Source organism: Mycobacterium sp. MYCO198283 (genome assembly GCF_021213805.1).
GTDB lineage: Bacteria > Actinomycetota > Actinomycetes > Mycobacteriales > Mycobacteriaceae > Mycobacterium.
The window spans coordinates 11,842-35,359 of record NZ_JAJQJI010000005.1 but is presented as its reverse complement, the minus strand read 5'-3'; the positions used below and the strand labels follow the sequence as shown (position 1 = coordinate 35,359).

Genomic DNA, 23,518 nt, shown 5'->3' with positions numbered 1-23,518 from the left:
CGCCGGTCATGTCGAGGACGACACGCTGGACCGTGGCCGTGTTGGTGCTCGTCGCGGCGATGGCGATCGCGCTGCTCGCCGAACTGCGCCCCGACGCTGGGAACACCGGCCAGGGGCCCGCAGCGCAGCGGCCTGCGCGTGCGGACCCGGCCGCCCTGGCCGCCGCCCGGCAACGGGCCGACCTCGCACCGTGTCCGCCATTGGGCAACGGCAACGGCCCGGCGGCGCTGCGCGCCCTGTTGCTGACCTGTGCCGCCGACGGCCGCCCTGTCGACGTCGGCCGGCTGGTCGCCGGCCGGACCGTCGTGCTCAACCTGTGGGCGTACTGGTGCGGGCCGTGCCGCGACGAGCTGCCCGCGATGGCCGAGTACCAGCGGCGGGTCGGCGACGCCGTCACCGTCGTGACGGTGCACCAGGACCCCGACGAGCTGGCGGCGCTGACCATGCTGGCCGAGCTGGGTGTGCGGCTGCCGACGCTCGCCGACGGCGATCGCCGCATCGCCGCCGCGCTGCGGGTGCCCAACGTGATGCCTGCGACCGTGCTGCTGGCGGCGGACGGTACCGTGACCGCAATCCTGCCGCGGGCCTTCTCCGACGCCGACGAGATCGCGGCCGCCGTCGACGAGCAGCGAGGTGGAGCACCGTGAGCGGAGCCTCTCCGGCGCTGGCGCCCGACGCCGCGCCGCCCTGGCTGCGACCGCTCGTCGACCGCGCCTCCGACGTCCGGAAGGCCTACCGCAAGCGGGTGCCGGCCGACGTGATGGCGGCCATCACCACGGCCAACGCGGCCGCGACGGTCACCGGCTCGCGCCGCGACGCCGCGGTGTTGGCGCTGTTCTCCGGACCGGCTGACGCCGACGGCGGCCTGCCCGACGACGCGGACCTGCTGCTGACCGTCCGGGCGTCGTCGCTGCGCCACCACGCCGGCCAGGCCGCGTTCCCGGGCGGGGCCGCCGACCCCGAGGACGACGGGCCCGTCGCGACCGCCTTCCGCGAGGCCACCGAGGAGACCGGGCTCGACACCACGCGGGTCACGCCGCTCGCGACGCTGGAGAAGATGTACATCCCGCCGTCGGGCTTCCACGTCGTGCCGGTGCTCGCCTACGCCACCGATCCGGGGCCGGTCGCCGTGGTCGACGAGGCGGAGACGGCCGTCGTCACGCGGGTCCCGGTGCGCGCGTTCGTCAACCCCGAGAACCGGCTGACGGTCTACCGGGGCGGCGCCGGCCGGCGGTTCGCGGGGCCGGCGTTCCTGCTGAACCAGATGCTGGTGTGGGGCTTCACCGGTCAGGTGATCGCCGCGCTGCTCGACGTCGCGGGCTGGGCGCAGCCGTGGGACACCGAAAGGGTGCTCGAGCTCGACGCCGCGATGTCCCTGGTCGGTTCGGGCTCGGCGGGCGGCGGCTACGGTGAGGCCCAACGATGACGTCGTCCCAATGGCTCGATCTGGCCGTGCTCGCGATCGCGTTCGTCGCCGCCGTCTCGGGCTGGCGCTCGGGCGCGGTCGGCTCGCTGCTGTCCTTCGTCGGGGTCGTCCTCGGCGCGGTGGCGGGTGTCCTGCTGGCGCCGCACCTGGTCAGTCACATCGACGGCCCGCGCACCAAGCTCTTCGCGACGCTGTTTCTGATCCTGGCGCTGGTGGTGGTCGGCGAGGTGGCGGGCGTGGTGCTGGGCCGGGCGGTCCGCGGCGCCATCCGCAACCCGGCGATGCGCACGGTCGACTCGATCATCGGGGTCGGACTGCAGCTCGTCGCGGTCCTGGTGGCGGCGTGGATGCTCGCCATCCCGCTGACGTCGAGCGGCCAGCCGGCGCTGGCGGCCGCCGTCAAGGGCTCGAAGGTGCTCGCCGAGGTCGACGGGGTGGCGCCGCCGTGGCTTCGCTCCGTGCCGAACCGGCTCTCGGCGCTGCTCAACGAGTCGGGCCTGCCCAATGTGCTGGAGCCGTTCAGCCGCACGCCGATCGTCAACGTCGACGTGCCTGATCCGGCGCTGCAGAACTCGCCGGTCGTCGCCAACGCCCAGGCCAGCGTCGTCAAGATCCAGGGCGTGGCGGATGTGTGCCACAAGCTGCTCGAAGGCACCGGCTTCGTCTTCGAACCGCACCGCGTCATGTCGAACGCGCACGTCGTCGCCGGCTCGCAGCGGGTGACCGTCGAATCCGGCGGCCAGACCTACGACGCCACCGTGGTGTCCTACGACCCGGGCGCCGACATCTCGATTCTCAGCGTCCCGGACCTGACGGCGCCGCCGCTGCCGTTCGCACCCGAACCCGCCGAGACGGGCGACAGCGCCGTCGTGCTCGGCTACCCCGGCGGCGGCGCGTTCACCGCCACCCCGGCCCGCATCCGCGACATCCTGCCGCTCAACGGCCCCGACATCTACCGGACCACCACCGTGACGCGGCAGGTGTACACCATCCGCGGCACCGTGCGGCAGGGGAACTCCGGCGGACCGCTGATCGACGCGCAGGGCCAAGTGCTCGGCGTGGTCTTCGGCGCCGCGGTCGACGACGCCGACACCGGCTTCGTGCTCACCGCCCAGGAGATCGGCCCGCAGCGGGCCAGGGCGGCCAACACCCAGGCGGTGGACACCGGCGCCTGCGTCGGCTAACGCGGCCCGTAGACCTGCGCCAGGAACCTCGACAGGTGCCCGTTGACGGCGTCGGGGCACTCCTCGTGGCTGTAGTGTCCCGCGCCGGCGATCGCGACGTACCGCCCGTCGGGCGCGAATCGGCGCGAGCGGTCGACCGGGTCGGCCAGCACGTAGGGATCGAGCTCGCCCCGCATGTGCAGCATGGGCACCGGAAGATCGCGGTGCATCGACCGCATGAAGCGCCACCCTTCGGTGCGGAGCTGACTGCGCACCGCCCACCGCTGGTACTCCAGCGCGCAGTGCGCCGCCGACGGGATGCGCACCGCGCGCCGCAGGTGCGTCATCGTCTCGGCGAAGTCCGGCGTCGTCGGCCAGTCGGGGCCGGACCGGCTGCGCACCAGCCGCTCGAGCTCCGCGGCGTCGTCGCGCGTCAGCGTCCGCTCGGGCCAGCGCGGAAGCTGGTAGCGCAACAGCGACGGCAGCAGCGCGTACCCCTGGTCGCGGCGGGTCAGCGCCGACGCGCGCAACGCCGCCGGATGCGGTGAGCTCACCAGCCCGATCGCGCGGACCGCCCGGCGGTGCAGCACCGACGTCGCCCAGCACACCAGCCCGCCGTCGGCGTGGCCGATCAGCGTGGCCTGCGAATGCCCGAGCGCCCGGACCAGCCCGGCGGTGTCACCGGCGAGCGTCCAGCCGTCGTAGCCGCGCGGCGGCTTGTCGCTGCCGCCGTAGCCGCGCAGATCCACCGCCACCGCCCGGACGCCGCGCAGCCCCCGCAGCTGGTGTCGCCACGACCACCAGAACGAACCGAAGCCGTGCAGCATGACGACCAGCGGGCGCGACGTCGGCGGGGTCGGGTCGCCGTCGGCAAGCGCCTCGACGACGTGGAACCGGATGCCGTTGGCGTGTACGTCGAAGTGACGCCACGGACCGCCGATGCGCACCGACGACGGGTCGGGCGGCGGCCCGCCGCCGCGGCGACGGCTGCGCAGCCCCACCGACGATCCCCGGCGCCGGCCTACCAGCCCGACGGATCGGTGGCGGTCTCCTTCGCGGCGGCCTGCGCCGGCAGCGACCTGCGGTCCGGCGAGGTGAAGGCGTCGCGTGTCTCCTTGACGGACTTGATGGTCTGCTGCGGGCCGCGGATCCGGCGCACCTTGAGGTAGCCGAACAGCGCGAGCAGCGCCGTCACCACGACCATGATGCCGAACACGATGAGGTAGGAGACCCACGTCCACAGCCAGGTGTCGAGCAGCGAGGCGAGGAAGAAGAAGAAGAAGAACGTCGAGTAGAACAGGATGACCAGCGCGCCGATGAAGAAGACGCTGCCGGTGAGGCCCTTCTTGATGTCGCGGACCAGCTCGGCCTTGGCGAGCTCGACCTCCGCGCGGACCAGCGTCGACACCTGGGTGGTGGCGTCCTTGACGAGCTCGCCGATGGACGGGTCGGCGGACACCGCGTGCGGGTCGGTCAGCGGAATGGAGGTGACGGTGGTGGGCACGTTGCTCTTGCGGTCACCATTGCTCACAGACGGTTCCTTCCCGCGGTCGACGTGATCGCTGCTGCGTCGTCGCGGCTTATGTTGCCACGTGCGGTCCCCGGCGACGAGGGTGGTCGTGGCTCACGCCGCCGACGCTGGGACGGTTGGTGCTGCTGTGACCTCGCTACGATGGTGACGACGTCATCCGCGGGGATGGGTCTGGGCAGGAGGTAAGCCGTGCGGACCGCCTGCCACATCCTCGCCGCCGCAACGCTTCTGGTGATCGGCCTGCTCGCTGCGCCGGCGAGCGCGGCCGACGGGCGTGTTCCCCTGGGCGGCGGCGCGGGCATCGTCGTCGACAACTCGTCGCTGTGCACGCTGACCGCCATCGGCACCGACAACCGCGGCAAGCTCGTCGGGTTCACCTCGGCGCACTGCGGCGGCCCCGGTGCGGCGGTGGCCGCCGAGGCGGCCCGCGACCGCGGCACCATCGGCACGATGGTCGCCGGCAACGAGGGGCTGGACTACGCCGTCGTCGAATTCGACCCGGCGCTGGTGGCCCCGGTGTCCACCTACGACGGGTTCACCATCGCCGGTCTGGGACCCGACCCGGCGTTCGGTGAGGTCGCCTGCAAGCTCGGCCGCACCACCGGCTACACCTGCGGCGTGACGTGGGGGCCGGGCGAACAGCCGGGCACCATCCTCAACCAGGTCTGCGGGCAGCCCGGCGACTCCGGCGCGCCGGTCACCGTGAACAACCGGCTGGTCGGCATGATCCACGGCGCCTTCAGCGATGCCCTGCCGACGTGCGTGGTGAAGTACGTGCCGCTGCACACCCCGGCGGTCACCATGTCCATCAACGCCCAGCTCGCCGACATGGCGGCCAAGAACCGTGCCGGCGCGGGCTTCCGGCCGGTCGCCTGACGCCCCCCTTTGCGCGCCGAAACCGAATTCCCGGTCGTCGAATCGCGCAAAACACGACCGGGAATTCGATTTCGCGGGGCTACTTCGAAGCGCGGATCGCTTCGAACACGCCCGGATCGACCAGTGTCGAGGTGTCGCCGAGCTCGCGGCCCTCGGCGACGTCGCGCAGCAGCCGTCGCATGATCTTGCCGCTGCGGGTCTTCGGCAGCTCGGGCACCACGTGGATCTCCCGCGGCTTGGCGATCGGCGAGATCTCCTTGGCGACCTCGGTGCGCAGCTCCTCCACCAACTCGTCGTGCGGCCGCTGCTTGGCGTGCGACTTGAGGATGACGAACGCGCAGATGCCCTGCCCGGTCTGCTCGTCGGCGGCGCCGACCACGGCCGCCTCGGCGACACCGGCATGCCCGACGAGCGCCGACTCCACCTCCGCGGTGGAGATGCGGTGGCCGGACACGTTCATCACGTCGTCGATGCGGCCCAGCACCCAGATCTCGCCGTCGCTGCCGAACCGGGCGCCGTCGCCGGCGAAGTACCAGCCCTGCTGGGCGAATCTCGACCAGTAGGTCTCCTCGAACCGCTCGGGATCACCCCAGATGCCGCGCAGCATCGCCGGCCACGGCTTGTCGAGCACGAGGTAGCCGGTGGCGTGCTCGCCGCGGTCCGGGCCGGGCGCCAGATCGTTGCCGTCGTCGTCGACGATCTTCGCCGAGATGCCGGGCAGCGGCCGCATGGCCGAACCGGGCTTGCAGTCGGTCACGCCGGGCAGCGGCGAGATCATGATGGCGCCGGTCTCGGTCTGCCACCAGGTGTCGACGATCGGTGTCCGGTCGCCGCCGAACACCAGCCGGTACCACCGCCAGGCCTCGGGGTTGATCGGCTCGCCGACCGATCCGAGCAGCCGCAGACTCGACAGGTCGTGCTCGAAGGCCAGCTCGCGGCCCCACTTCATGAAGGTGCGGATGAGGGTGGGCGCCGTGTAGTAGATCGTGACGCCGTAGCGCTCGATGATCTGGTAGTGCCGGTGCTCGTCGGGGGAGTTCGGGGTGCCCTCGTAGACCACCTGCGTGACGCCGTTCGACAGCGGGCCGTAGACCAGGTAGGTGTGTCCGGTGACCCAGCCGATGTCGGCGGTGCACCAGTAGACGTCGGTCTCCGGCTTGACGTCGAACACGTTGTAGTGGGTGTACGACGCCTGGGTGAGGTAGCCGCCCGAGGTGTGCAGGATGCCCTTCGGCTTGCCCGTCGTGCCGGACGTGTAGAGCAGGAACAGCGGCTGTTCGGAGTCGAATCCCGCCGCAGTGTGCTCGCTCGACGCCTGTGGGACCACCTCGTCCCACCACAGGTCCCGGCCCGCCGTCCAGGGGGTGTCGATGCCCGTGCGACGCACCACCAGGACGTGTTCGACGGGGTTGTCGTCGCCCAGGCCGTCGATGGCCTCGTCGACACCGCTCTTGAGCGCCGCCGCCTTGCCGCGCCGGTACTGCCCGTCGGTGGTGATCACCAGCTTGGCCTGCGCGTCCTCGATCCGCGCCCGCAGCGCCGCGGCGGAGAACCCGGCGAACACCACCGAGTGCATGACGCCCAGTCGCGCGCAGGCCAGCATCGCGACGATGGCCTCCGGCACCATCGGCATGTAGATCGCCACCCGGTCGCCGGCGGTCAGCCCGAGGTCGGTCAGCGTGTTCGCGGCGCGGCACACCTCGTCGCGCAGCTCCGCATACGTGATGTCGCGGGCATCGTCGACGGGCTCGCCCACCCAGTGGATGGCCACTCGCTCCCCGTGACCGGCTTCGACGTGGCGGTCGACGCAGTTGTACGCGACGTTGAGCGTGCCGCCCACGAACCACTTGGCGAACGGCGCCTCCGACCAGTCGAGCACCTCGGCGAACGGTGTCTCCCAGTGCAGCCGGTTCGCCTGCTCGGCCCAGAACGCCAGCCGATCCGCCTCGGCCCGCTCGTAGAGGTCGGCCTTGGCGTTCGCCTGCGCGGCGAATTCCGGCGAGGGCGGATATGACGACGGCGCCTGTGAATGGTTGTCGGTCATGCCTTCTGAGCCTAGTCACGCACCCGGTGACGTCGGTGGGTATTGGCGGACCGCTGCGCACGCCGGTACCGCTCGCGGCGCCTGGGCGCGTACCGTGACCGGCCGTGAGCGCTGACCTGCTGGCCCCGCTGACCGCACTGCCCGGTGTGGCGGCTGCCAGCGAGGAGGTCCGGGAGGCGCTCGGCAAGGTGCACCGGCACCGGACGAACCTGCGGGGCTGGCCGGCGTCGGCGGCGGAGTCGGCGTTGCGGGGCGCCCGGTCGTCGTCGGTGCTCGACGGGGGCTCGCTGCACCTGCCGACGGGCGACGAGGCCGCCGAGCCGGTGCTGGCGGGTGCACTGCGGGTCGGACAGGCCCTCGAGGGCGGCGCCACGAGCCTGGTCTCGGTGTGGCAGCGTGCGCCGATGCAGGCCCTCGCCCGGTTGCACAGCCTGGCGGCGGCGGATCTGACCGACGACGAGCGGCTGGGCAGGCCGCGCGACGACGCCGCCGTCGCCGGCCGGCTGGCGCTGCTGGCCAACATCCTCGACACCAGCACGGCGCCGGCGCCGGTGCTCGCTGCGGTGGCGCACGGCGAGATCCTCAGCCTGGCACCGTTCGGCACCGCCGACGGTGTCGTCGCGCGGGCGGTGTCCCGGTTGATCACCATCGTCACCGGACTGGACCCGCACGGCCTGGGCGTTCCCGAGGTCCACTGGATGCGCCGCATCGGCGACTACCGGGCCGCCGCGGAAGGGTTCGGGTCGGGCCGTCCGGACAGCTTGCGCAGGTGGATCCTGCTGTGCTGCGACGGGTTGCGCGAGGGCGCCCGCGAGGGGATGTCGATCGCCGCCTCGGCAAAGTGAAAGCGGGCGGCGCTCCGAAGGATTCGGCTCGCCGCCCGCTAGCACGGGGGCCCGGTTACCAAGCGTGCGTTGTGGGTTGCGTGGGTTGGCCTCGGCGGACATCGCGCTGCGCTACGGCGGACGCCCCACCCAAAGGGCAACCGTACCGTCCGCTATGCGCAATGCCGCAGGCCCGCAACGCTTCTGCCATCATCGCGGCGTGCTCCGCGTGGGTACCTGACTCCGTGCTGGGAACCCGGTTGCGGGAGACCGGCCCTTCTCTTCCGAACCGGTCTTGGCCTTCCCGGGCTCCGTGCCTCCTTTGTACTACGTGACCGCGGTCACATCAAGTGTTCCGGCCGCGATTTCCGGGCCGCAGCGAATCGCCGTCAGGGCAGGAAGCGTCGCAGCAGCGAGTAGGTGAGCGCGCCGGCCGCCAGCGCACTGACGCCGACCGCCGCGGTGGTGGCGACGGCCGCGCTCGACGGCGCCGGAAGGCGGTCGCGCAGGGACACGGGCTTGGTGAAGGTGAGCGTCGGCCAGCCGCGGGCGGCCGCCTCCCGGCGCAGCGCGCGGTCGCCGTTGACGACCGTCGGGTGTCCGACCGTCTCCAGCATCGGCAGATCGGTGATGGAGTCGGAGTAGGCGTAGCAGTGCTCCAGCGGATATCCCTCGCGCGCCGCCAGCTCGCGGATGGCTTCGGCCTTGCCCTCGCCGTAGCAGTAGAAGGCGATCTCACCGGTGTACTTGCCGTCCTCGACCACCATGCGGGTGGCCATGGCGTGGGTTGCGCCGAGCGCCCGGGCGATCGGCGCGACGACTTCCTCGCCGGAGGCCGAGACGACGACGACGTCACGACCACACAGCTTGTGGTCGGCGATGAGTTCGGCCGCCTCGGCGAACACCAGCGGATCCATGATGTCGTGCAGCGTCTCGTTGACGATCGAGGTGACCTGTTCGACGTCCCACCCGGCGCACATCTTGGTGACGTAGGCCCGCATGCGGTCCATCTGGTCGTGGTCCGCACCGGACATCAGGAACAGGAAATGCGCATAGGTCGATTTCAGGACGCTGCGGCGATTGAGGAGCCCTTGCGCGAAGAAGGGTTTGCTGAAAGCGAGCGTGCTCGATCTGGCGATCACCGTCTTGTCGAGGTCGAAGAACGCTGCGGTGCGGGCTGGCGGGTCACCGTCTCCCATGCCGTCGGGAATCGGTGCGATGGTCGGCTGCGGCCGGGGCGCGGTCACGTCCCAAGGATAGGACCGCCCGCGGCGCCGATTCCGCGACCGACCGCAAACTGGCAGGGAAAGACACATGTCAGACGGTGTTAGGTGTGCTGCGGACCACTGCCGTCGGCTCGGCGAGGGCTTGCGGCGTTCCGGAAACCCGTGTGTATAGTGGGCTCCACTCGGCTCGTTCCGAGTGTGTATCAGCCCGACCCCCCGGGGTTGATGCACGACGACCCTCGCCTCCTCCCCCCCTGGCGAGGGTCGTCCCTTTTCTCCACCTCTCGCGCGCCCCGCCGCCGGTTTCGATGATCACCGCTTTGTTGCGGAACAGTGTTCTCGCTCGTCGTCTTGGCGGTCTCCCGACCGGTGTCCTTCCCCAGCCGCGAGGTTGTCCACAGATTGCGCCGGCGCGCTGTCGACCGCGCGGCGGCGCCGGCACGCTGAGCGGGTGACGCAGAAGCGCGGGTTCCTGTCGATCGTCGACGATGCAGCGCTGCGCGACGAGGTGGATCGGGTCGCCGCGGCGGTCGGTCTTCCCGTCGTGCGGGTGGCACCGGCGGCGGCGCCGGCGCGCAAGGTCTGGTCGGCGGCGAGCGCGGTGGTGGTCGACGGCGCCGGGGCCCGTCGTCTCGCGGCATCGACGCTTCCCCGGCGGCCGCGGGTGGTGCTGGTGACGGGCGCCGAGCCGACCGACACGCTGTGGCAGGCGGCGGTGGCGGTGGGCGCCGAATCGGTGTTGCGGCTGCCGGCGCAGGTGCGGGAGCTCACCGCCCGACTGGCCGAAGCGGTCGACGAGCTCGGCCGGGACGCCGGTCGCGGTCCGGTCGTCGCGGTGATCGGCGGCCACGGTGGCGCGGGCGCCTCGGTCTTCGCCGCGGCGGTCGCGCTCTCGGCGGCGCAGTCGCTGCTGATCGACGTCGATCCGTGGAGCGGCGGGCTCGACCTGCTGCTCGGCGGTGAGCGCTCGAGCGGCCTGCGCTGGCCGGACCTCGTGGTGCAGGACGGCCGGATCGACTGGACGGCGCTCCACGACGCGTTGCCCCGGATCGGTGGCGTGAGCGTGCTCTCGTCGGCGCGAACCGCCCTCGACATCGCGGCAGGTCCGGTGACGGCGGTGGTGGATGCCGCCCGCCGCGGCGGCGTGACCGTGGTGTGCGACGTGCCCCGCCGGCTGACGGCCGCGGCCGAGACGGTGCTCGACCTCGCCGACCTCGTCGTCGTCGTCACCGCCGGGGACTTGCGGGCGTGCGCGGCCGGCGCGGCCATGGCGCCGGCGGTCAGCGGCCGAAACCCCAACACCGGTCTCGTGGTGCGCGGACCGTCGCCCGGCGGCCTGAGCGCAGGGGACGTCGCGTCACTGTGCGGATTGCCGCTGCTGGCCGCGATGCGGCCGGCACCGCGGCTCGCCGACTCGCTCGAGCACGGCGGCCTGCGGGTGCGGGGCCGGTCGCCGCTCGGCCGCGCGGCGGTCCGCGTGCTGCAGGTGCTGGGCCGGCAGCCCGCCCGGGATGCGGCATGAGCGCCTCGCTGGTCGACCGGGTCCGCGAGCGGCTGGCCGCCGAAGCAGCGCCGCTGCGGCCCAACGTCGTCGCCGCGGCCATCCGCGCGGAGTCGGGCGGCGTGCTCGGCGACACCGAGGTGCTGAGCACGCTGCGACTGCTGCAGACCGAACTCACCGGCGCCGGCGTCCTGGAACCGCTGCTGTGCGCCGACGGGGCCACCGACGTGCTGGTCACCGCCCCCGACGCGGTGTGGTTGGACACCGGACACGGACTGCAGCGCAGCGACATCCGCTTCGCCGACGAGGCCGCGGTGCGGCGGCTGGCGCAGCGGCTGGCGCTGGCTGCCGGCCGCCGGCTCGACGATGCGCAGCCGTGGGTCGACGGCCAGCTGACCGGCATCGGCACCGGCGGGTTCGCCGTCCGGCTCCACGCGGTGCTGGCGCCGATCGCCACCGGCGGCACCTGTCTGTCGCTGCGCGTGCTGCGGCCCGCCACCCAGGACCTGCCCGCACTGGTCCGGGCCGGCACCGTCCACCCGGCCGCCGCCGACCTGATCCACCGGATCATCGCGGCGCGGTTGGCGTTCCTGGTGACGGGCGGCACCGGCGCCGGTAAGACGACGCTCCTGGCCGCGGCGCTCGGGGCCATCGCGCCCGCGGAGCGCATCGTCTGCGTCGAGGACGCCGCGGAGCTGGCGCCGTGCCACCCGCACGTGGTGAACCTGGTGGCGCGCGGCGCGAACGTCGAGGGCGCCGGCGAGGTGACGGTGCGCGATCTGGTGCGGCAGGCGCTGCGGATGCGGCCCGACCGGATCGTCGTCGGCGAGGTGCGCGGCGCCGAGGTCGTCGACCTGCTCGCCGCGCTGAACACCGGGCACGACGGCGGTGCCGGCACGGTGCACGCCAACAACCCCGGGGAGGTGCCCGCGCGGCTGGAGGCACTCGCGGGCACCGGCGGGCTCGACCGCGCGGCGCTGCACAGCCAGCTGGCGGCGGCCGTCCAGGTGGTGCTGCACGTGCGGCGCGGCGCCGACGGGGCCCGGCGGCTCGCCGAAGTGGCGGTGCTGCAACGGGATTCGAACGATCGCGTCGTAGCGGCCACCGCCTGGTCCGCCGAGGACGGCGACGGCCCGGCCGCGGCGATGTTGCGGCAGCTGATCGATCTGCGGCGGCCACGGTGACGGCCGCGGCGATGGCCTTGGCGGCCGCGTTGCTGGTGGCGCCCACGGCCTCGCGCTCGCGGGCGCTGCTGCCCGCCCGCCGCCGTCGGCCACCACGGCACGTCCGTGTCGGGGTCGTCGCGGCCGCGGTCGCGGCGGCGCTGTGGTGGCTGCCTGTCTCGGTGGTGGCGGCCGCTGCGGTCGTGGCGGGCACCGGCTGGCGGCGACACCGGGAAGCGGTGCGGCGGCGAGCGGCCGCGGCGCACGCACAGGCGCTGGAGTCGGCGTTGGAGACGCTGGTGGGGGAGTTGCGGATCGGGGCGCATCCGGTGGCCGCCTTCGACGCCGCGGCCGCCGAGAGCCGTGCGGACGTCGGGTCGGCGCTGGCCGCGGTGGCGGCGCGGGCCCGGCTCGGCGGCGACGTGGGCGCCGGGCTGCGGGCGGTGGGCGCGGACTCGGCGGCGCCTGCGCTGTGGGACCGGCTCGCGGTCGCCTGGGAACTGGCGGCACAGCACGGGCTGGCGATGGCCACCCTGATGCGGTCGGCGCAGCGCGACATCGTCGAACGCACCCGCATGACCGCTCGCGTCGAGGCGGACCTGGCGGGGCCGCGGGCCACCGCCGCCGTTCTCGCGGGTCTGCCGGGGCTCGGCGTGCTGCTCGGCCAGCTCGTCGGCGCCGACCCGCTGACCTTCCTGCTGTCGGGTGGAGCCGGTGGGGTGGTGCTCGCGCTCGGTGTGGGTCTGGCGTGCGCGGGGCTGCTCTGGGCCGACCGGATCACCCGGCGGGTGACGTCGTGAGCGTGGCCGCGCTGCTGTTGGCGGCGGCGCTGCTGACGGCGCCGGGACGGCACCGCGTACGGGCTCGCGCCGGGGCCGCGGTGCGGGTTCCCGCGTCGGCGAATCCGACGCCGGCGCCGGATGATCCGATCACCGTCGCCTCCGCTCTGGACGTCTTCGCAGTGTGTCTGACCGCCGGCATGGCTGTGTCCACGGCGGCGGGTGCCGCCGCCGCATCGGCGCCGCCCGCACTGGCACGGCTGCTGCGCCGCGCCGCCGACCTGCTGGCGCTGGGGGGCGACCCGGCCGCGGCCTGGGCACCCGACGAGGCCGCCGGAGCCGTCGGGCAGGCACTGCTGCGGCTCGCACGCCGATCCGCCGCCTCGGGCGCGGCGCTGGCCCACGGCGTCGAGGACCTGGCGGTGCAGTGCCGGCACGACGCTGCCGACGCCGCGAAAGCCGCCGCGGAACGCGCCGGGGTCCTGATCGCCGGGCCGCTCGGGCTGTGTTTCCTGCCGGCGTTCGTCTGCTTGGGCATCGTGCCGGTGGTCGCCGGGCTGGCGGGCGACGTGCTGGGGCCGGCGCTGTCGTAACTGGTTCACGGACGGTCCGTGACCGCGAAGGGGAGGGAATCAGGATGTGGGACGAGATGATCGCGGAGTTGCAGGTGCGCGCCGCGCTGCTCGCGGAGGACGAGGACGGCATGTCGACGGTCGAATACGCGATCGGCACCATCGCCGCGGCGGCGTTCGGGGCGATCCTCTACAGCGTGGTGACGGGCGACTCCATCGTCAGCGCGCTGTCGGGGCTCATCGCGCGGGCGCTCAACACCAGCGTCTAGGTGGCGAGGCCGGCGGCGTCACCGTCGAGGCGGCCATCGGGGTCGCGACGCTGGTGGTGGTGCTGGCGATGTGCGCCGCCGGGATCGCGGCCATCAGCATGCAGGTGCGCTGCGTCGATGCGGCGCGGGAGGCGGCGCGACTGGTGGCGCGGGGCGACGACGCGTCGGCTCGCGCTGCGGCACAACGGATTGCGCCCGCGGGTGCGGTGGTCGAGCTGCGGCGCGACGGCGAATTCGTGGTGGCGCGAGTGTCGGTTGCCGCGCCGCTGCTCCCGGGCCTTCGGGTGGCGGCGGAGGGGGTGTCGGTCGCGGAGCCGGTGGGCGCGCGATGACGGGATAGCGACCGTGCTGACGGCCGCGATGCTGGTCACGCTGGTCGTGCTGACGGTGGCGGCGGCGCAGCTGGGCGCGGCGGTGGTGGCGCGGCACCGAGCCCAGGCCGCCGCCGACCTCGCGGCGCTCGCCGCCGCCACCCGGGTGCCGGCCGGCGCCGCGGCGGCGTGCGAGGAATCGGCCGCGGTGGCCCACCGGCTGGGCGCGAGCGGGCACGAATGCGCGCTCGACGGTCTGGACGTCGTGGTGACGGTCGAGGTGACGCCGGCGTTGCTGGCGTGGCCCGGCGGGCCGGCGCGGGCAGCGGCCCGGGCCGGACCGGCGACCTAGCTGGCGGGGCCGACGAGCTGCGGGTCGTTGCGCTCGCTCGGGGTGGGCAGCCGCAGCGCGATCAACCCGGCGACCACGCCCGGTTCGAGCTCCACCCGGTTGATCGTCACGTGCAGCGACACCCAGCCGCCGTCGACGCCCGGCAGCCGCAGCACGCGTGACGTCGGCCCGCGGGCGAATTCGGTTGCCATGGTGGCGAACTGGCCCTCGTCGTCCGGGTGGAACCGCCGGGCGGCGCGCCAGTCGTAGTACGGGCAGGGATCGTCGAGCCACTTGAGCAGCGTCCACGACCGCAGATCCACCAGCGCCCGATACACGCCCGGCTGCGCGAGGCCGTCGAGGATGCGTTGCGCGAGGTGGTCGGGAGCGACGACGGGGTTCGGCCGCTCGCTGCGCCAGTTCATCGCCCGGGCGATGAGATGTTCACTGCCCGCCACGATCTCGGTGCCGACCCGGGCGACGAACCCGACCGTGATGAGTTCCCCGTCGCGGCCGGTGATGTCCCAGGTGGTGCACAGCGCGTCGCCGGGTCGGCTGGTGATGGCCATCGACAGCACCCGGGTCTCACTCGGGTTGAGGTCGCGACGCGGCAGGTCCTCGGCGAACGCACGGCCATGGGTCACTTCGTCGTCCGGGTTCATGCCGCTGTTGCGCAGCGACTCGGGCGTGTCCGTCGCGACGCCGCTCGTCATGTCCCAGATCAGCGGGCCGGGCACGGGCCGCTCGGGCACCTCGGCGCCCGCCGGCCCGGCCCAGACGTGCACGCCGTGCACCCGGCCGTCGGACATCTGCACCGGCTCGGTGCGGATCACGCGGTCCTTCTTCGGTGCGGCGCTGCTCAGGCCCTGGCCGTGTCGGATGGTGTCGGCGATCGCCGCGTTCACCGACGACAGCAGCGGGCTGCGGCGCAGAAAAGCGTTGACGGGCACCATGTTCTTCTGTTGCCTGCCCACGGCGACGACGACGGGTTCTTCGCCCAGTGTCTCCACGAGCAACCAGTCGTGGCGCATCGGGTCAGTCTACCCAGGGTTCGCTGGCCTGTTGCCGCACGGCAGCGCCGCGGAATCCGTGGCCGACAGTGCTTGCATAGGCAACTAACTGGCCGTGCTCGTTAGCTGGGCCGGTTGCGTCGGGCGTCGGGCGCACGGTAGTTTTCTGATGCGCCCGTCAATTCGGGATGGAGAGCGGATCGCGTTGTCCGACCGCTCGTCGCACATGGGGTCTGCCGTCGGATGACGGGTTCCTTTCGCAGGTCGGGCCGGGTGTCAACGCCTCGCCACAGCCGAACGGGAGGCCCGTCACAGCGGTAATCCGTAGGCGCTGGCCGTTTGAGGGGTCGGCCGTCGCCGGCGGATGGGTCAGGGAAACTCACGTCGTGTGAGCGCGCGGAGCACGACCTGCAGCACGCGGACGGCGCCGTCCTTGTCCAACGGGTCGTTGCCGCTTCCGCACTTGGGTGATTGCACGCACGACGGGCACCCGGCTGGGCAGGCACACGACGCGATCGCGTCGGCGGTTGCTGAGAGCCATGTCGCGGCGGTGCGGAATCCGCGCCGCGCAAAGCCTGCCCCGCCGGGATGCCCGTCGTAGACGAAGACCGTCGGCAGCCCCGTGCGAGGTCCCGCCGCCGTCGACAGGCCACCGATGTCGCCCCGGTCGCAGCTCGCCACCAGCGGCAGCAGCCCGATCGCCGCGTGCTCGGCGGCGTGCAACGCGCCCGGCACGCGCAGGGCGTCGATCCCGGCGTCGTCGAGCGCGTCGGGCGTCACGGAGTACATCACCGCCTCGGTCCGCAGGCTGCGGGTGGGCATGTCGAGGTCGATGAAGTCGATGACCTGGCCGTCGGAACGCCGCCGCAGGAAGCCGACGACGGTGCTCGAGACGGCCACCGGCACCAGACCGATCGTCACCGCGCCGAGCTCGCGGCACTCGCCGTCGCCGGTGATCGCGATGTCGGTGATCTCCCGGGTGAAGGTCACATACCCGGGGTCCTCGGCGTGGACGAACGCCATGCCGTCGTCGAAGCTCAGCGAATCCACCACGTACGTCTCGCCCTGGTGCAGGTACACCGCGCCGGGATGCACCGTCGACGGCGCCCGTCCGCCGTCCACGCTGCCCAGGAGCCGCCCGGTGTCGGCCTCGACGATCACCACCTGGTCGCCGCTGGCGCCGCGGATGTCGACGGCCGGGTGCGGGTCGACGCCCGGGGCCGGGAAGTATCCGGTCGGCCGGCGCCGCAGCAGACCGTCGTCCACCAGCTGCTCGGCCGCGCCGACGGCGTTCCACGCCCGGACCTCGGCGTCGGAGAGCGGCAGTTCGGTTGCCGCGCAGAGCAACTGCGGGCCAAGGACGTGGGGGTTGGTCGGATCGATCACCGTCATCTCGACGGGACGGCCCAGCAGTGCCTCGGGATGGTGCACGAGATAGGTGTCGAGCGGGTCGTCCCGCGCGACGAGCGCCACCAGCGCGCCCTGCCCGCGCCGCCCGGAGCGCCCGGCCTGCTGCCAGAACGACGCGACCGTGCCGGGGAAACCGGCGATCACCACGGCGTCGAGCCCGGCGATGTCGACGCCGAGCTCCAGCGCGTTCGTGGTCGCCAGGCCGAGCAGCTCACCGCTGGCCAACGCCCGCTCGAGCGCCCGCCGGTCCTCGGGCAGATAGCCGGCCCGGTACGACGCGACGCGCTCGACGAGCTCGGGCGCCGACTCGGCGAGGCGCGACTTGACGGCCAGCGCGGTGAGCTCGGCGCCGCGGCGCGACCGGACGAACGTCAGCGTCCGCGCACCCTCGGCGACGAGGTCGGCCATCATGCGCGCCGCCTCCGCGCCGGCGGACCGGCGGACCGGCGCGCCGCGCTCACCGACCAGGTCGTCGCGGAATGCGGGCTCCCACAGCGCGATGGTGCGATCACCGTGCGGCGAGCCGTCATCGGTGACCTCGACGACCGTCTCGCCGATGAGGTCCGACGCGGTCCCGCCCGGAGCCGCGGTGGTGGCGCTGGCGAAGATGACGGTCGGGTTCCCGCCGTAGCGGGTGCACAACCGCAGCAGCCGGCGCAGCACCAACGCCACATTGGAGCCGAAAATCCCGCGGTAGTGGTGACATTCGTCGACCACGAGGTAGCGCAGCCGGCGCAGGAACACCGCCCAGCGGGCGTGGTTGCGCAGCAGCGTCAGGTGCACCATGTCTGGGTTGGTGAACAGCCAGCGGGACTGCTCCCGCGCGAAACGCCGGATCTCGGTGGGCGTGTCGCCGTCGAACGACGCCGGCGCGACATCGGCGAGCGACGGCGTCTGTGCGGTCAGCTCGCCGACCGCGCGCAGCTGGTCGTGCCCCAGGGCTTTCGTCGGCGCGAGATACAGCGCTCGCGCCCCCGGGTCGGTGGCCAGCGCGGTGAGCACCGGCAACTGGTAGGCCATCGACTTGCCGGAGGCGGTGCCGGTGCCGATCACGACGTGCCGACCGGAAAACGCCAGCGTGGCGGCATCGACCTGGTGCGACCACGGGGCGGCGATGCCGAGCCCGGTGAACGCCGCGACGACGTCGGGATGCGCCCAGTCGGGCCAGGCCACGGTGGTGCCGCGGCGGGCGGGGACGTCGGCGACGTGGCGGAGCGGCTGCTCTCGCGGATCGGTGCCCGCGAGGACGGCGGCGAGCAGGTCGCGGCCGAAACTGCCCATCGCAGACCCCTTCTCATCCCGTCGCGCCGCGGCGCGTGAAAAACCCTAGGTGAATTGTTCACCGCAACGTGATTCCGAGACTGTCGCGAACGGGCCGGACGTGGTTGACTGAACGAGGTCGCAGCTTCTGTACGTGTCATGGCACTCGCAGGATCGACGTTGCGATCGCGGTTCCTGCGAGGGTCTGAAGGGCGTAACACCTTCCGACGACTCCACGAAGGATGTGCGGTCGGAACGGGCCCGGTACACCGAAAGCGGTGTACCGCACCCGGAAGTAAGTAAAGGAAAGATCGAAAGATGCCACAGGGAACTGTGAAGTGGTTCAACGCGGAGAAGGGCTTCGGTTTCATCGCCCCCGAGGACGGCTCCGCTGACGTGTTCGTCCACTACACGGAGATTCAGGGCAGCGGATTCCGCACCCTGGAGGAGAATCAGCGAGTCGAGTTCGAGGTCGGCCAGAGCCCGAAGGGCCCCCAGGCCACCGGCGTCCGCTCGATCTGATCCGCCTAGGCTGAGAAGCTAGCGTCGACACCCCCGCGCAGCCCCCCGTCACCGGGCCGCTGCCGGGGGTGTCGTCGTCTGATCCGCCGCTTCCGGCTCGGCACCCGCCCTGCGCGGTGGTGCTGACCTACTGTTCTTCGTGTGAGCCAGCTGTCGTTCTTCTCGGCAGAGTCGGTGCCCCCTGCGGTCGCCGATCTGACCGGCACGCTGGCCGCCGGGGGACAACTGGTGCTGACGGCGGCGGGCGTGCGGTTGTCGGTCGTCGTCGAACGGGACTGGCGGGCGGCCGCGCTGGCGGACATGATCGCCGACGCCGGCCTCACCCCGGAGCTCACCCGCACCGACGAGGGCAACCCGCTGGTGCGGACGGCCGTCGACCACCGGTTGACGGCCATCGCGACGGAGTGGACGCGCGGCGCGGTGAAGACGGTGCCGCCGCAGTGGCTGCCCGGCCCGCGCGAGCTGCGGGCCTGGACGCTGGCCGCCGGTCGCCCGGAGGCCGACCGCTACCTGCTCGGGCTCGATCCGCACGCCCCGGACACCCATTCGGCGCTGGCGTCGGCGCTGATGCGGGTGGGTATCGCGCCCACGCTGGTCGGCACCCGGGGATCTCATCCGGCGCTGCGGATCAGCGGCCGGCGACGGCTGTTACGGCTGGTGGAAAACGTCGGGGAACCGCCAACCGACCCCGACGCGTTGCCCGAGTGGCCCCGGGCGCGGTAGCCGGAAACGCCGTCGGCGACGGGAAGGTCGGTTTGCGTCGGTGTGGTCGTGGTGCAATCTTGGCAGGAACCCCACAGCCGTGGAGAACGCCGGGCACATTGCGGTGTGCCCATGACATCCCGTTTCTGCGGGAGTGAAGAAGTAAGGCAGTAGCGCAAGTTGGCTGACTCGAAACGCGGTAACGGCCGCACCGCCGTGCGTCGGCTCGTCATCGTCGAGTCGCCCACCAAGGCGCGCAAGATCGCCGGATACCTGGGCTCGGACTACATCGTCGAGTCGTCCCGGGGCCACATCCGGGACCTGCCGCGTGCCGCCGCCGACGTGCCCGCCAAGTACAAGTCGGAGCCGTGGGCGCGGCTGGGCGTGAACGTCGACGCCGACTTCGAGCCGCTCTACATCATCAGCCCCGAGAAGAAGAGCACGGTCTCCGAGCTCAAGGGGCTGCTCAAGGAGGTCGACGAGCTCTACCTCGCCACCGACGGCGACCGCGAGGGCGAGGCCATCGCCTGGCATCTGCTGGAGACCCTCAAGCCGCGCATTCCGGTCAAGCGGATGGTGTTTCACGAGATCACCGAACCGGCCATCCGCGCGGCCGCCGAGAACCCCCGCGACCTCGACACCGACCTGGTGGACGCCCAGGAGACGCGCCGCATCCTCGACCGGCTCTACGGCTACGAGGTCTCACCCGTGCTCTGGAAGAAGGTCGCGCCGAAGCTGTCGGCGGGCCGGGTCCAGTCGGTCGCCACGCGCATCATCGTGCAGCGGGAACGCGATCGGATGGCGTTCCGCAGCGCCGACTACTGGGACGTCACCGCCGAGCTCGACGCCCGCGCGTCCGACCCGCAGGCCACGCCGCCGACGTTCACGTCCCGGCTGCTGACCGTGGACGGCCGCCGGGTGGCCACCGGCCGCGACTTCGACTCGCTCGGCGCGGTGAAGAAGCCCGACGAGGTGCTGGTGCTCGACGAGTCGAGCGCCGGTGCGCTGGCCGCCGGGCTGCGCGGCGCCACGCTGACGGTGCAGTCGGTCGAGACCAAGCCCTACACGCGGCGGCCCTACGCGCCGTTCATGACGTCGACGCTGCAGCAGGAGGCGGGGCGCAAGCTGCGGTTCTCGTCCGAGCGCACCATGAGCATCGCGCAGCGGCTGTACGAGAACGGCTACATCACCTACATGCGGACCGACTCGACGAATCTGTCGGCCAGCGCTATCGATGCGGCCCGCACGCAGGCCGCGCAGCTCTACGGCCAGGAGAACGTCTCGCCGTCACCGCGGCAGTACACGCGCAAGGTGAAGAACGCGCAGGAGGCGCACGAGGCGATCCGCCCCGCCGGTGACACGTTCGCCACCCCCGGCCAGCTGCACGCCGCACTCGACAACGACGAGTTCCGGCTCTACGAGCTGATCTGGCAACGCACCGTCGCCTCGCAGATGGCCGACGCCCGCGGCACGACGCTGACCTTGCGGATCGCCGGCCAGGCCGCCGACGGTCAGGCGGTCGTGTTCGGCGCCAGCGGCCGGACCCTCACGTTCCCGGGCTTCCTGCTGGCCTACGTCGAAACCGTCGACGAGCTGGCCGGCGGTGAGGCCGACGACGCCGAGAGCCGGCTGCCGCAGCTCACCCAGGGCCAGGCGCTGCGGGCGGCGGAGCTGAGCGCCGACGGGCACAGCACCAACCCGCCCGCCCGCTACACCGAGGCGTCGCTGATCAAGGCGCTCGAGGACCTCGGCATCGGGCGGCCGTCGACCTATTCGGCGATCATCAAGACCATCCAGGACCGCGGCTACGTCCACAAGAAGGGCAGCGCGCTGGTGCCGTCGTGGGTGGCGTTCGCCGTCACCGGCCTGCTGGAGCAGCACTTCGGCCGGCTGGTGGACTACGACTTCACCGCGGCGATGGAAGACGAGCTCGACGCCATCGCGGCCGGCCAGGAGCGAAGGACCAACTGGCTTTCCAACTTCTACTTCGGCGGCGACAACGGCGTCGAAGGCTCGATCGCGCGTGCCGGGGGGCTCAAGAAGCTGGTCGGCGGCAACCTCGAAGAGATCGACGCCCGGGAGATCAACAGCATCAAGCTGTTCGACGACGACCAGGGCCGCCCCATCGTCGTCCGCGTCGGCCGCAGCGGGCCGTACTTGGAGCGCATGGTCACCGGCGACGACGGCGAGCCGACCCCGCAGCGGGCCAACCTCAGCGACGACCTGACGCCCGACGAGCTGACCCTTGAGCTCGCCGAGAAGCTGTTCAGCACGCCGCAGGAGGGCCGGTCGCTGGGTATCGACCCGGAGACCGGGCACGAGATCGTCGCCAAGGACGGCCGCTACGGGCCCTACGTCACCGAGGTGCTGCCCGAGCCGCCCGACGAGGATCCGGGCGTCACCGCCAAGAAGGGCAAGAAGCCCACCGGACCGAAGCCGCGCACCGGAAGCCTGCTCCGCAGCATGGATCTGGAGACGGTGACGCTCGAGGACGCGCTGAAGCTGCTGTCGCTACCGCGGGTGGTGGGCGTCGACCCCAGCACGGGTGAGGAGATCACCGCGCAGAACGGCCGCTACGGCCCGTACCTGAAGAAGGGCAACGACTCGCGGTCGCTGGCGAACGAGGAGCAGCTGTTCACCATCACGCTCGACGAGGCGCTCAAGCTCTACGCGGAACCGAAACGCCGTGGGCGGCAAGCCGCGTCGGCGCCGCCGCTGCGGGAACTGGGCAACGACCCGGTGTCGGGCAATCCGATGGTGATCAAGGACGGGCGCTTCGGGCCCTACGTCACCGACGGCGAAACCAACGCGAGCCTGCGCAAGGGCGACGACGTCATGTCGATCACCGATGCCCGCGCCGCCGAACTGCTCGCGGACCGGCGGGCGCGGGGTCCGGTGAAGAAGGTCGCGAAGAAGACCGCCGCGAAGAAGACCGCCGCCAAGAAGACGACCGCCCGCAAGGCGCCGGCGAAGAAGGCCGCCAAGCGCGGTTAGAGCTCCTGCGGCACGGCGACGTGCACCGGACGCGCCAGCTGCGTCGGGGCCATGCGCCCGCGCAGCGTGACGATCTCGCCGACGTTCCAGCACAGCGCCTCGGAGTCGAGCGCGCTCGCGACCGCCGTCGACGACGCCAGCACGTGGCCTTCTTCGAGCTTCGCCAGCTCCGTCAGGCGCGCCGCCTCGTTGACCGGGTCGCCGATCACGGTGTACTCGAAGCGGGCCTGCGCGCCGATGTGGCCGGCGATGGCACGGCCCGCCGAGACCCCGATGCCGAACTCGATGGTGCCCAGCACCTCGATGAGCTTGTCGTGCAGTTCGCGGGCGGCCGCCAGCGCGGCCCCCGGCCCGTCGGGATGCTCGATGGGGGCGCCGAAGATCGCCAGCGCCGCGTCGCCCTGGAATTTGTTGACGAAGCCGCCGTGGGCGTTGACGGTGTCGACGACCACGCGGAAGAACTCGTTGAGCACCTTCACCACCTCGGCCGGCGGCCGGGTCGCGGCCAGCTGCGTCGACGCGACGAGGTCGACGAACAGCACGGCGACGTTGCGCTCCTCGCCGCCGAGCTCCGTGCCGCGCTCGAGTGCCCGGCGGGCGACGTCCTCACCCACGTAACGGCCGAACAGGTCGCGCAGCCGCTGCCGCTCGGACAGGTCGCGCACCATGTCGTTGAAACCCGCCTGCAGCAGGCCCAGCTCGCTGGCGTCGTAGATCTGCACGTGGGCGTTGTAGTTGCCGCGCTGCACTTCGCCGAGCGCCCAGCGCAACTGGCGCAGCGGGTCGGCGATCGACATCGCGGTGAGCAGCGTGCTCGACCCGCCGATGACCAGCGCCGTGATCGCCAGCAACAGGATGGGCGTCGACGTCTTCTCGGCGTCGGCCTGCAGGATCGAGAACTTGCTCGCCAGCACGGTCAGGATGATGGCCAGGACCGGGACCGCCGTGCTGAGCACCCAGGTGAGCACCTGCCGCAGGATCACCCCCGGAGCGCGGAACGGCTCGGGCACGCCGTGGCGCAGCGCCGCCACCGCGACCGGCCGCAGGATCCGTTCGGACTGCAGGTAACCGATGATGGTGGTCGCGGTGGCGCCCAGCGCCGTGGCGACGGCGATGACCGGTGTCGAGTGCGCCGCCACCGGCCAGGCGGCGACGATGAACACGGTGCCGCCGATCGCCCAGTTCACGATGCTGATGCCGGTGCGGTAGAACGGCATCCGCAGGGCTCGGATGCGCGCGAGCTCGGTGCGTTCCGGGTCCGGGTCGGCGAGCAGCGTGTCCCGCCGCTGCCAGCGGATCACCGGGATCAGCAGCCGCAAGCTCACCGCCGCGCCGATCGCGAACACCAGGACGACGACGCTGACGAACACCACCAGGCTGCCCGTCGGGAGGTCCTGGATGAGCACGCGGTCCTCCGGCGGCAACCCGAATCGCAGGAAGCCCAGGACCAGCAGCGCGCCGATGATGTCGGCCTGCACCATGCCCAGGAGGAACACCGGCCACGGCGTACGCACCACCCAGCGGACGAATGCGCGGATTCGCCCCACCGTTGTCGCCTGACTGGTCACATGCCTACCGTATCGGGGACCGCGGACGCTCAACCG

22 protein-coding genes are annotated in these 23,518 nt (G+C 72.4%); 15 read left to right on the top strand and 7 right to left on the bottom strand.

Annotated features, from left to right (window positions below):
- The first annotated feature begins 8 nt into the window (after window positions 1-8).
- The 3 genes from LV457_RS10995 to marP are packed head-to-tail and all read left to right on the top strand — an operon-like array spanning window position 9 to window position 2,610.
- Entirely contained in the window at window positions 9-647 is a 639-nt protein-coding gene (locus tag LV457_RS10995; RefSeq protein WP_232171063.1) for a TlpA disulfide reductase family protein, read from the top strand.
- Window positions 644-1,426, top strand: a complete 783-nt coding sequence (locus LV457_RS10990) for a CoA pyrophosphatase (RefSeq protein WP_232171060.1) — start codon at window positions 644-646, stop codon at window positions 1,424-1,426. Before LV457_RS10995 ends, LV457_RS10990 begins: the two co-directional genes overlap by 4 nt.
- Window positions 1,423-2,610 carry an acid resistance serine protease MarP gene (gene marP / locus LV457_RS10985; protein WP_232171058.1) on the top strand — a complete coding sequence of 396 codons (1,188 nt, stop codon included), beginning with the start codon at window positions 1,423-1,425 and terminating at the stop codon, window positions 2,608-2,610. The genes LV457_RS10990 and marP overlap by 4 nt, the downstream gene beginning before the upstream one ends.
- Here marP and LV457_RS10980 read toward each other — a convergent pair.
- Both LV457_RS10980 and LV457_RS10975 read right to left on the bottom strand, forming a co-directional pair.
- Window positions 2,607-3,590, bottom strand: a complete 984-nt coding sequence (locus LV457_RS10980; RefSeq protein WP_232171056.1) for an alpha/beta fold hydrolase — start codon at window positions 3,588-3,590, stop codon at window positions 2,607-2,609. The two genes, marP and LV457_RS10980, sit on opposite strands and share 4 nt — an antisense overlap.
- 20 nt (window positions 3,591-3,610) lie before the next feature.
- Complete coding sequence (locus tag LV457_RS10975; RefSeq protein WP_232171054.1) at window positions 3,611-4,120, bottom strand: phage holin family protein; 510 nt, start codon at window positions 4,118-4,120, stop codon at window positions 3,611-3,613.
- Between the two features lie 189 nt (window positions 4,121-4,309).
- On the opposite strand from LV457_RS10975, the gene LV457_RS10970 reads away from it, so the two are divergent.
- Window positions 4,310-4,996 (top strand): S1 family peptidase, encoded by a 687-nt coding sequence (locus LV457_RS10970; RefSeq protein WP_232171052.1) that lies wholly within the window; start codon window positions 4,310-4,312, stop codon window positions 4,994-4,996.
- A gap of 79 nt (window positions 4,997-5,075) precedes the next feature.
- On the opposite strand, the gene acs is transcribed toward LV457_RS10970, so the two are convergent.
- Entirely contained in the window at window positions 5,076-7,040 is a 1,965-nt protein-coding gene (gene acs / locus LV457_RS10965; RefSeq protein ID WP_232171050.1) for an acetate--CoA ligase, read from the bottom strand.
- A 104-nt stretch (window positions 7,041-7,144) separates the two neighbouring features.
- Here acs and LV457_RS10960 point away from each other — a divergent pair, with 104 nt between their 5' ends.
- On the top strand, window positions 7,145-7,885 hold the full coding sequence (locus LV457_RS10960) for an oxidoreductase (protein ID WP_232171048.1): 741 nt from the start codon (window positions 7,145-7,147) through the stop codon (window positions 7,883-7,885).
- A gap of 368 nt (window positions 7,886-8,253) precedes the next feature.
- On the opposite strand, the gene LV457_RS10955 is transcribed toward LV457_RS10960, so the two are convergent.
- Complete coding sequence (locus LV457_RS10955; protein WP_374198829.1) at window positions 8,254-9,063, bottom strand: HAD-IB family hydrolase; 810 nt, start codon at window positions 9,061-9,063, stop codon at window positions 8,254-8,256.
- A gap of 505 nt (window positions 9,064-9,568) precedes the next feature.
- Between LV457_RS10955 and ssd the strand changes: the two genes are divergently transcribed.
- The 7 genes from ssd (at window position 9,569) to LV457_RS10920 (ending at window position 14,037) form a co-directional block, all read left to right on the top strand.
- Window positions 9,569-10,612 carry a septum site-determining protein Ssd gene (ssd, locus tag LV457_RS10950; RefSeq protein ID WP_232171482.1) on the top strand — a complete coding sequence of 348 codons (1,044 nt, stop codon included), beginning with the start codon at window positions 9,569-9,571 and terminating at the stop codon, window positions 10,610-10,612.
- The gene (locus LV457_RS10945; RefSeq protein WP_232171046.1) at window positions 10,609-11,775 is read left to right on the top strand and encodes a TadA family conjugal transfer-associated ATPase; all 1,167 of its coding nucleotides are present in this window, start codon (window positions 10,609-10,611) and stop codon (window positions 11,773-11,775) included. The genes ssd and LV457_RS10945 overlap by 4 nt, the downstream gene beginning before the upstream one ends.
- Window positions 11,772-12,554, top strand: coding sequence for a type II secretion system F family protein (locus LV457_RS10940; protein WP_232171044.1), 783 nt, complete (start codon window positions 11,772-11,774; stop codon window positions 12,552-12,554). The genes LV457_RS10945 and LV457_RS10940 overlap by 4 nt, the downstream gene beginning before the upstream one ends.
- Window positions 12,551-13,126, top strand: a complete 576-nt coding sequence (locus tag LV457_RS10935) for a type II secretion system F family protein (protein WP_232171042.1) — start codon at window positions 12,551-12,553, stop codon at window positions 13,124-13,126. Before LV457_RS10940 ends, LV457_RS10935 begins: the two co-directional genes overlap by 4 nt.
- 44 nt (window positions 13,127-13,170) lie before the next feature.
- Window positions 13,171-13,374 carry a DUF4244 domain-containing protein gene (locus tag LV457_RS10930; protein WP_374198815.1) on the top strand — a complete coding sequence of 68 codons (204 nt, stop codon included), beginning with the start codon at window positions 13,171-13,173 and terminating at the stop codon, window positions 13,372-13,374.
- A 68-nt stretch (window positions 13,375-13,442) separates the two neighbouring features.
- Window positions 13,443-13,706 carry a TadE family type IV pilus minor pilin gene (locus LV457_RS10925; RefSeq protein ID WP_232171480.1) on the top strand — a complete coding sequence of 88 codons (264 nt, stop codon included), beginning with the start codon at window positions 13,443-13,445 and terminating at the stop codon, window positions 13,704-13,706.
- 13 nt (window positions 13,707-13,719) lie between these two features.
- On the top strand, window positions 13,720-14,037 hold the full coding sequence (locus tag LV457_RS10920) for an Rv3654c family TadE-like protein (RefSeq protein ID WP_232171039.1): 318 nt from the start codon (window positions 13,720-13,722) through the stop codon (window positions 14,035-14,037).
- Here the strand turns inward: LV457_RS10920 and LV457_RS10915 are convergent.
- Entirely contained in the window at window positions 14,034-15,047 is a 1,014-nt protein-coding gene (locus LV457_RS10915) for a PAS domain-containing protein (RefSeq protein WP_232171037.1), read from the bottom strand. The two genes, LV457_RS10920 and LV457_RS10915, sit on opposite strands and share 4 nt — an antisense overlap.
- A 348-nt stretch (window positions 15,048-15,395) precedes the next feature.
- Window positions 15,396-17,717 (bottom strand): DEAD/DEAH box helicase, encoded by a 2,322-nt coding sequence (locus LV457_RS10910; RefSeq protein ID WP_232171035.1) that lies wholly within the window; start codon window positions 17,715-17,717, stop codon window positions 15,396-15,398.
- A gap of 297 nt (window positions 17,718-18,014) precedes the next feature.
- Between LV457_RS10910 and LV457_RS10905 the strand changes: the two genes are divergently transcribed.
- The 3 genes from LV457_RS10905 to topA all read left to right on the top strand — a co-directional run bounded on the left by LV457_RS10905 (window position 18,015) and on the right by topA (window position 21,914).
- Entirely contained in the window at window positions 18,015-18,218 is a 204-nt protein-coding gene (locus LV457_RS10905; RefSeq protein WP_003925183.1) for a cold-shock protein, read from the top strand.
- Between the two features lie 141 nt (window positions 18,219-18,359).
- On the top strand, window positions 18,360-18,941 hold the full coding sequence (locus tag LV457_RS10900) for a hypothetical protein (RefSeq protein WP_232171032.1): 582 nt from the start codon (window positions 18,360-18,362) through the stop codon (window positions 18,939-18,941).
- A gap of 159 nt (window positions 18,942-19,100) precedes the next feature.
- The gene (gene topA / locus LV457_RS10895) at window positions 19,101-21,914 is read left to right on the top strand and encodes a type I DNA topoisomerase (protein WP_232171030.1); all 2,814 of its coding nucleotides are present in this window, start codon (window positions 19,101-19,103) and stop codon (window positions 21,912-21,914) included.
- Here topA and LV457_RS10890 read toward each other — a convergent pair.
- Complete coding sequence (locus LV457_RS10890; protein ID WP_374198812.1) at window positions 21,911-23,515, bottom strand: adenylate/guanylate cyclase domain-containing protein; 1,605 nt, start codon at window positions 23,513-23,515, stop codon at window positions 21,911-21,913. The two genes, topA and LV457_RS10890, sit on opposite strands and share 4 nt — an antisense overlap.
- Between the last annotated feature and the right edge of the window lie 3 nt (window positions 23,516-23,518).

What these genes read in the sequence shown, in the direction of transcription:
- LV457_RS10995 (WP_232171063.1), top strand. Translation starts at nt 9, where the DNA reads ATGTCGAGGACGACACGCTGGACCGTGGCCGTGTTGGTGCTCGTCGCG.
- marP (WP_232171058.1), top strand. Translation starts at nt 1,423, where the DNA reads ATGACGTCGTCCCAATGGCTCGATCTGGCCGTGCTCGCGATCGCGTTC.
- acs (WP_232171050.1), bottom strand. Translation starts at nt 7,040, where the DNA reads ATGACCGACAACCATTCACAGGCGCCGTCGTCATATCCGCCCTCGCCG.
- LV457_RS10955 (WP_374198829.1), bottom strand. Translation starts at nt 9,063, where the DNA reads ATGGGAGACGGTGACCCGCCAGCCCGCACCGCAGCGTTCTTCGACCTC.
- LV457_RS10945 (WP_232171046.1), top strand. Translation starts at nt 10,609, where the DNA reads ATGAGCGCCTCGCTGGTCGACCGGGTCCGCGAGCGGCTGGCCGCCGAA.
- LV457_RS10930 (WP_374198815.1), top strand. Translation starts at nt 13,171, where the DNA reads ATGTGGGACGAGATGATCGCGGAGTTGCAGGTGCGCGCCGCGCTGCTC.
- LV457_RS10925 (WP_232171480.1), top strand. Translation starts at nt 13,443, where the DNA reads ATGTGCGCCGCCGGGATCGCGGCCATCAGCATGCAGGTGCGCTGCGTC.
- LV457_RS10915 (WP_232171037.1), bottom strand. Translation starts at nt 15,047, where the DNA reads ATGCGCCACGACTGGTTGCTCGTGGAGACACTGGGCGAAGAACCCGTC.
- LV457_RS10910 (WP_232171035.1), bottom strand. Translation starts at nt 17,717, where the DNA reads ATGGGCAGTTTCGGCCGCGACCTGCTCGCCGCCGTCCTCGCGGGCACC.
- LV457_RS10905 (WP_003925183.1), top strand. Translation starts at nt 18,015, where the DNA reads ATGCCACAGGGAACTGTGAAGTGGTTCAACGCGGAGAAGGGCTTCGGT.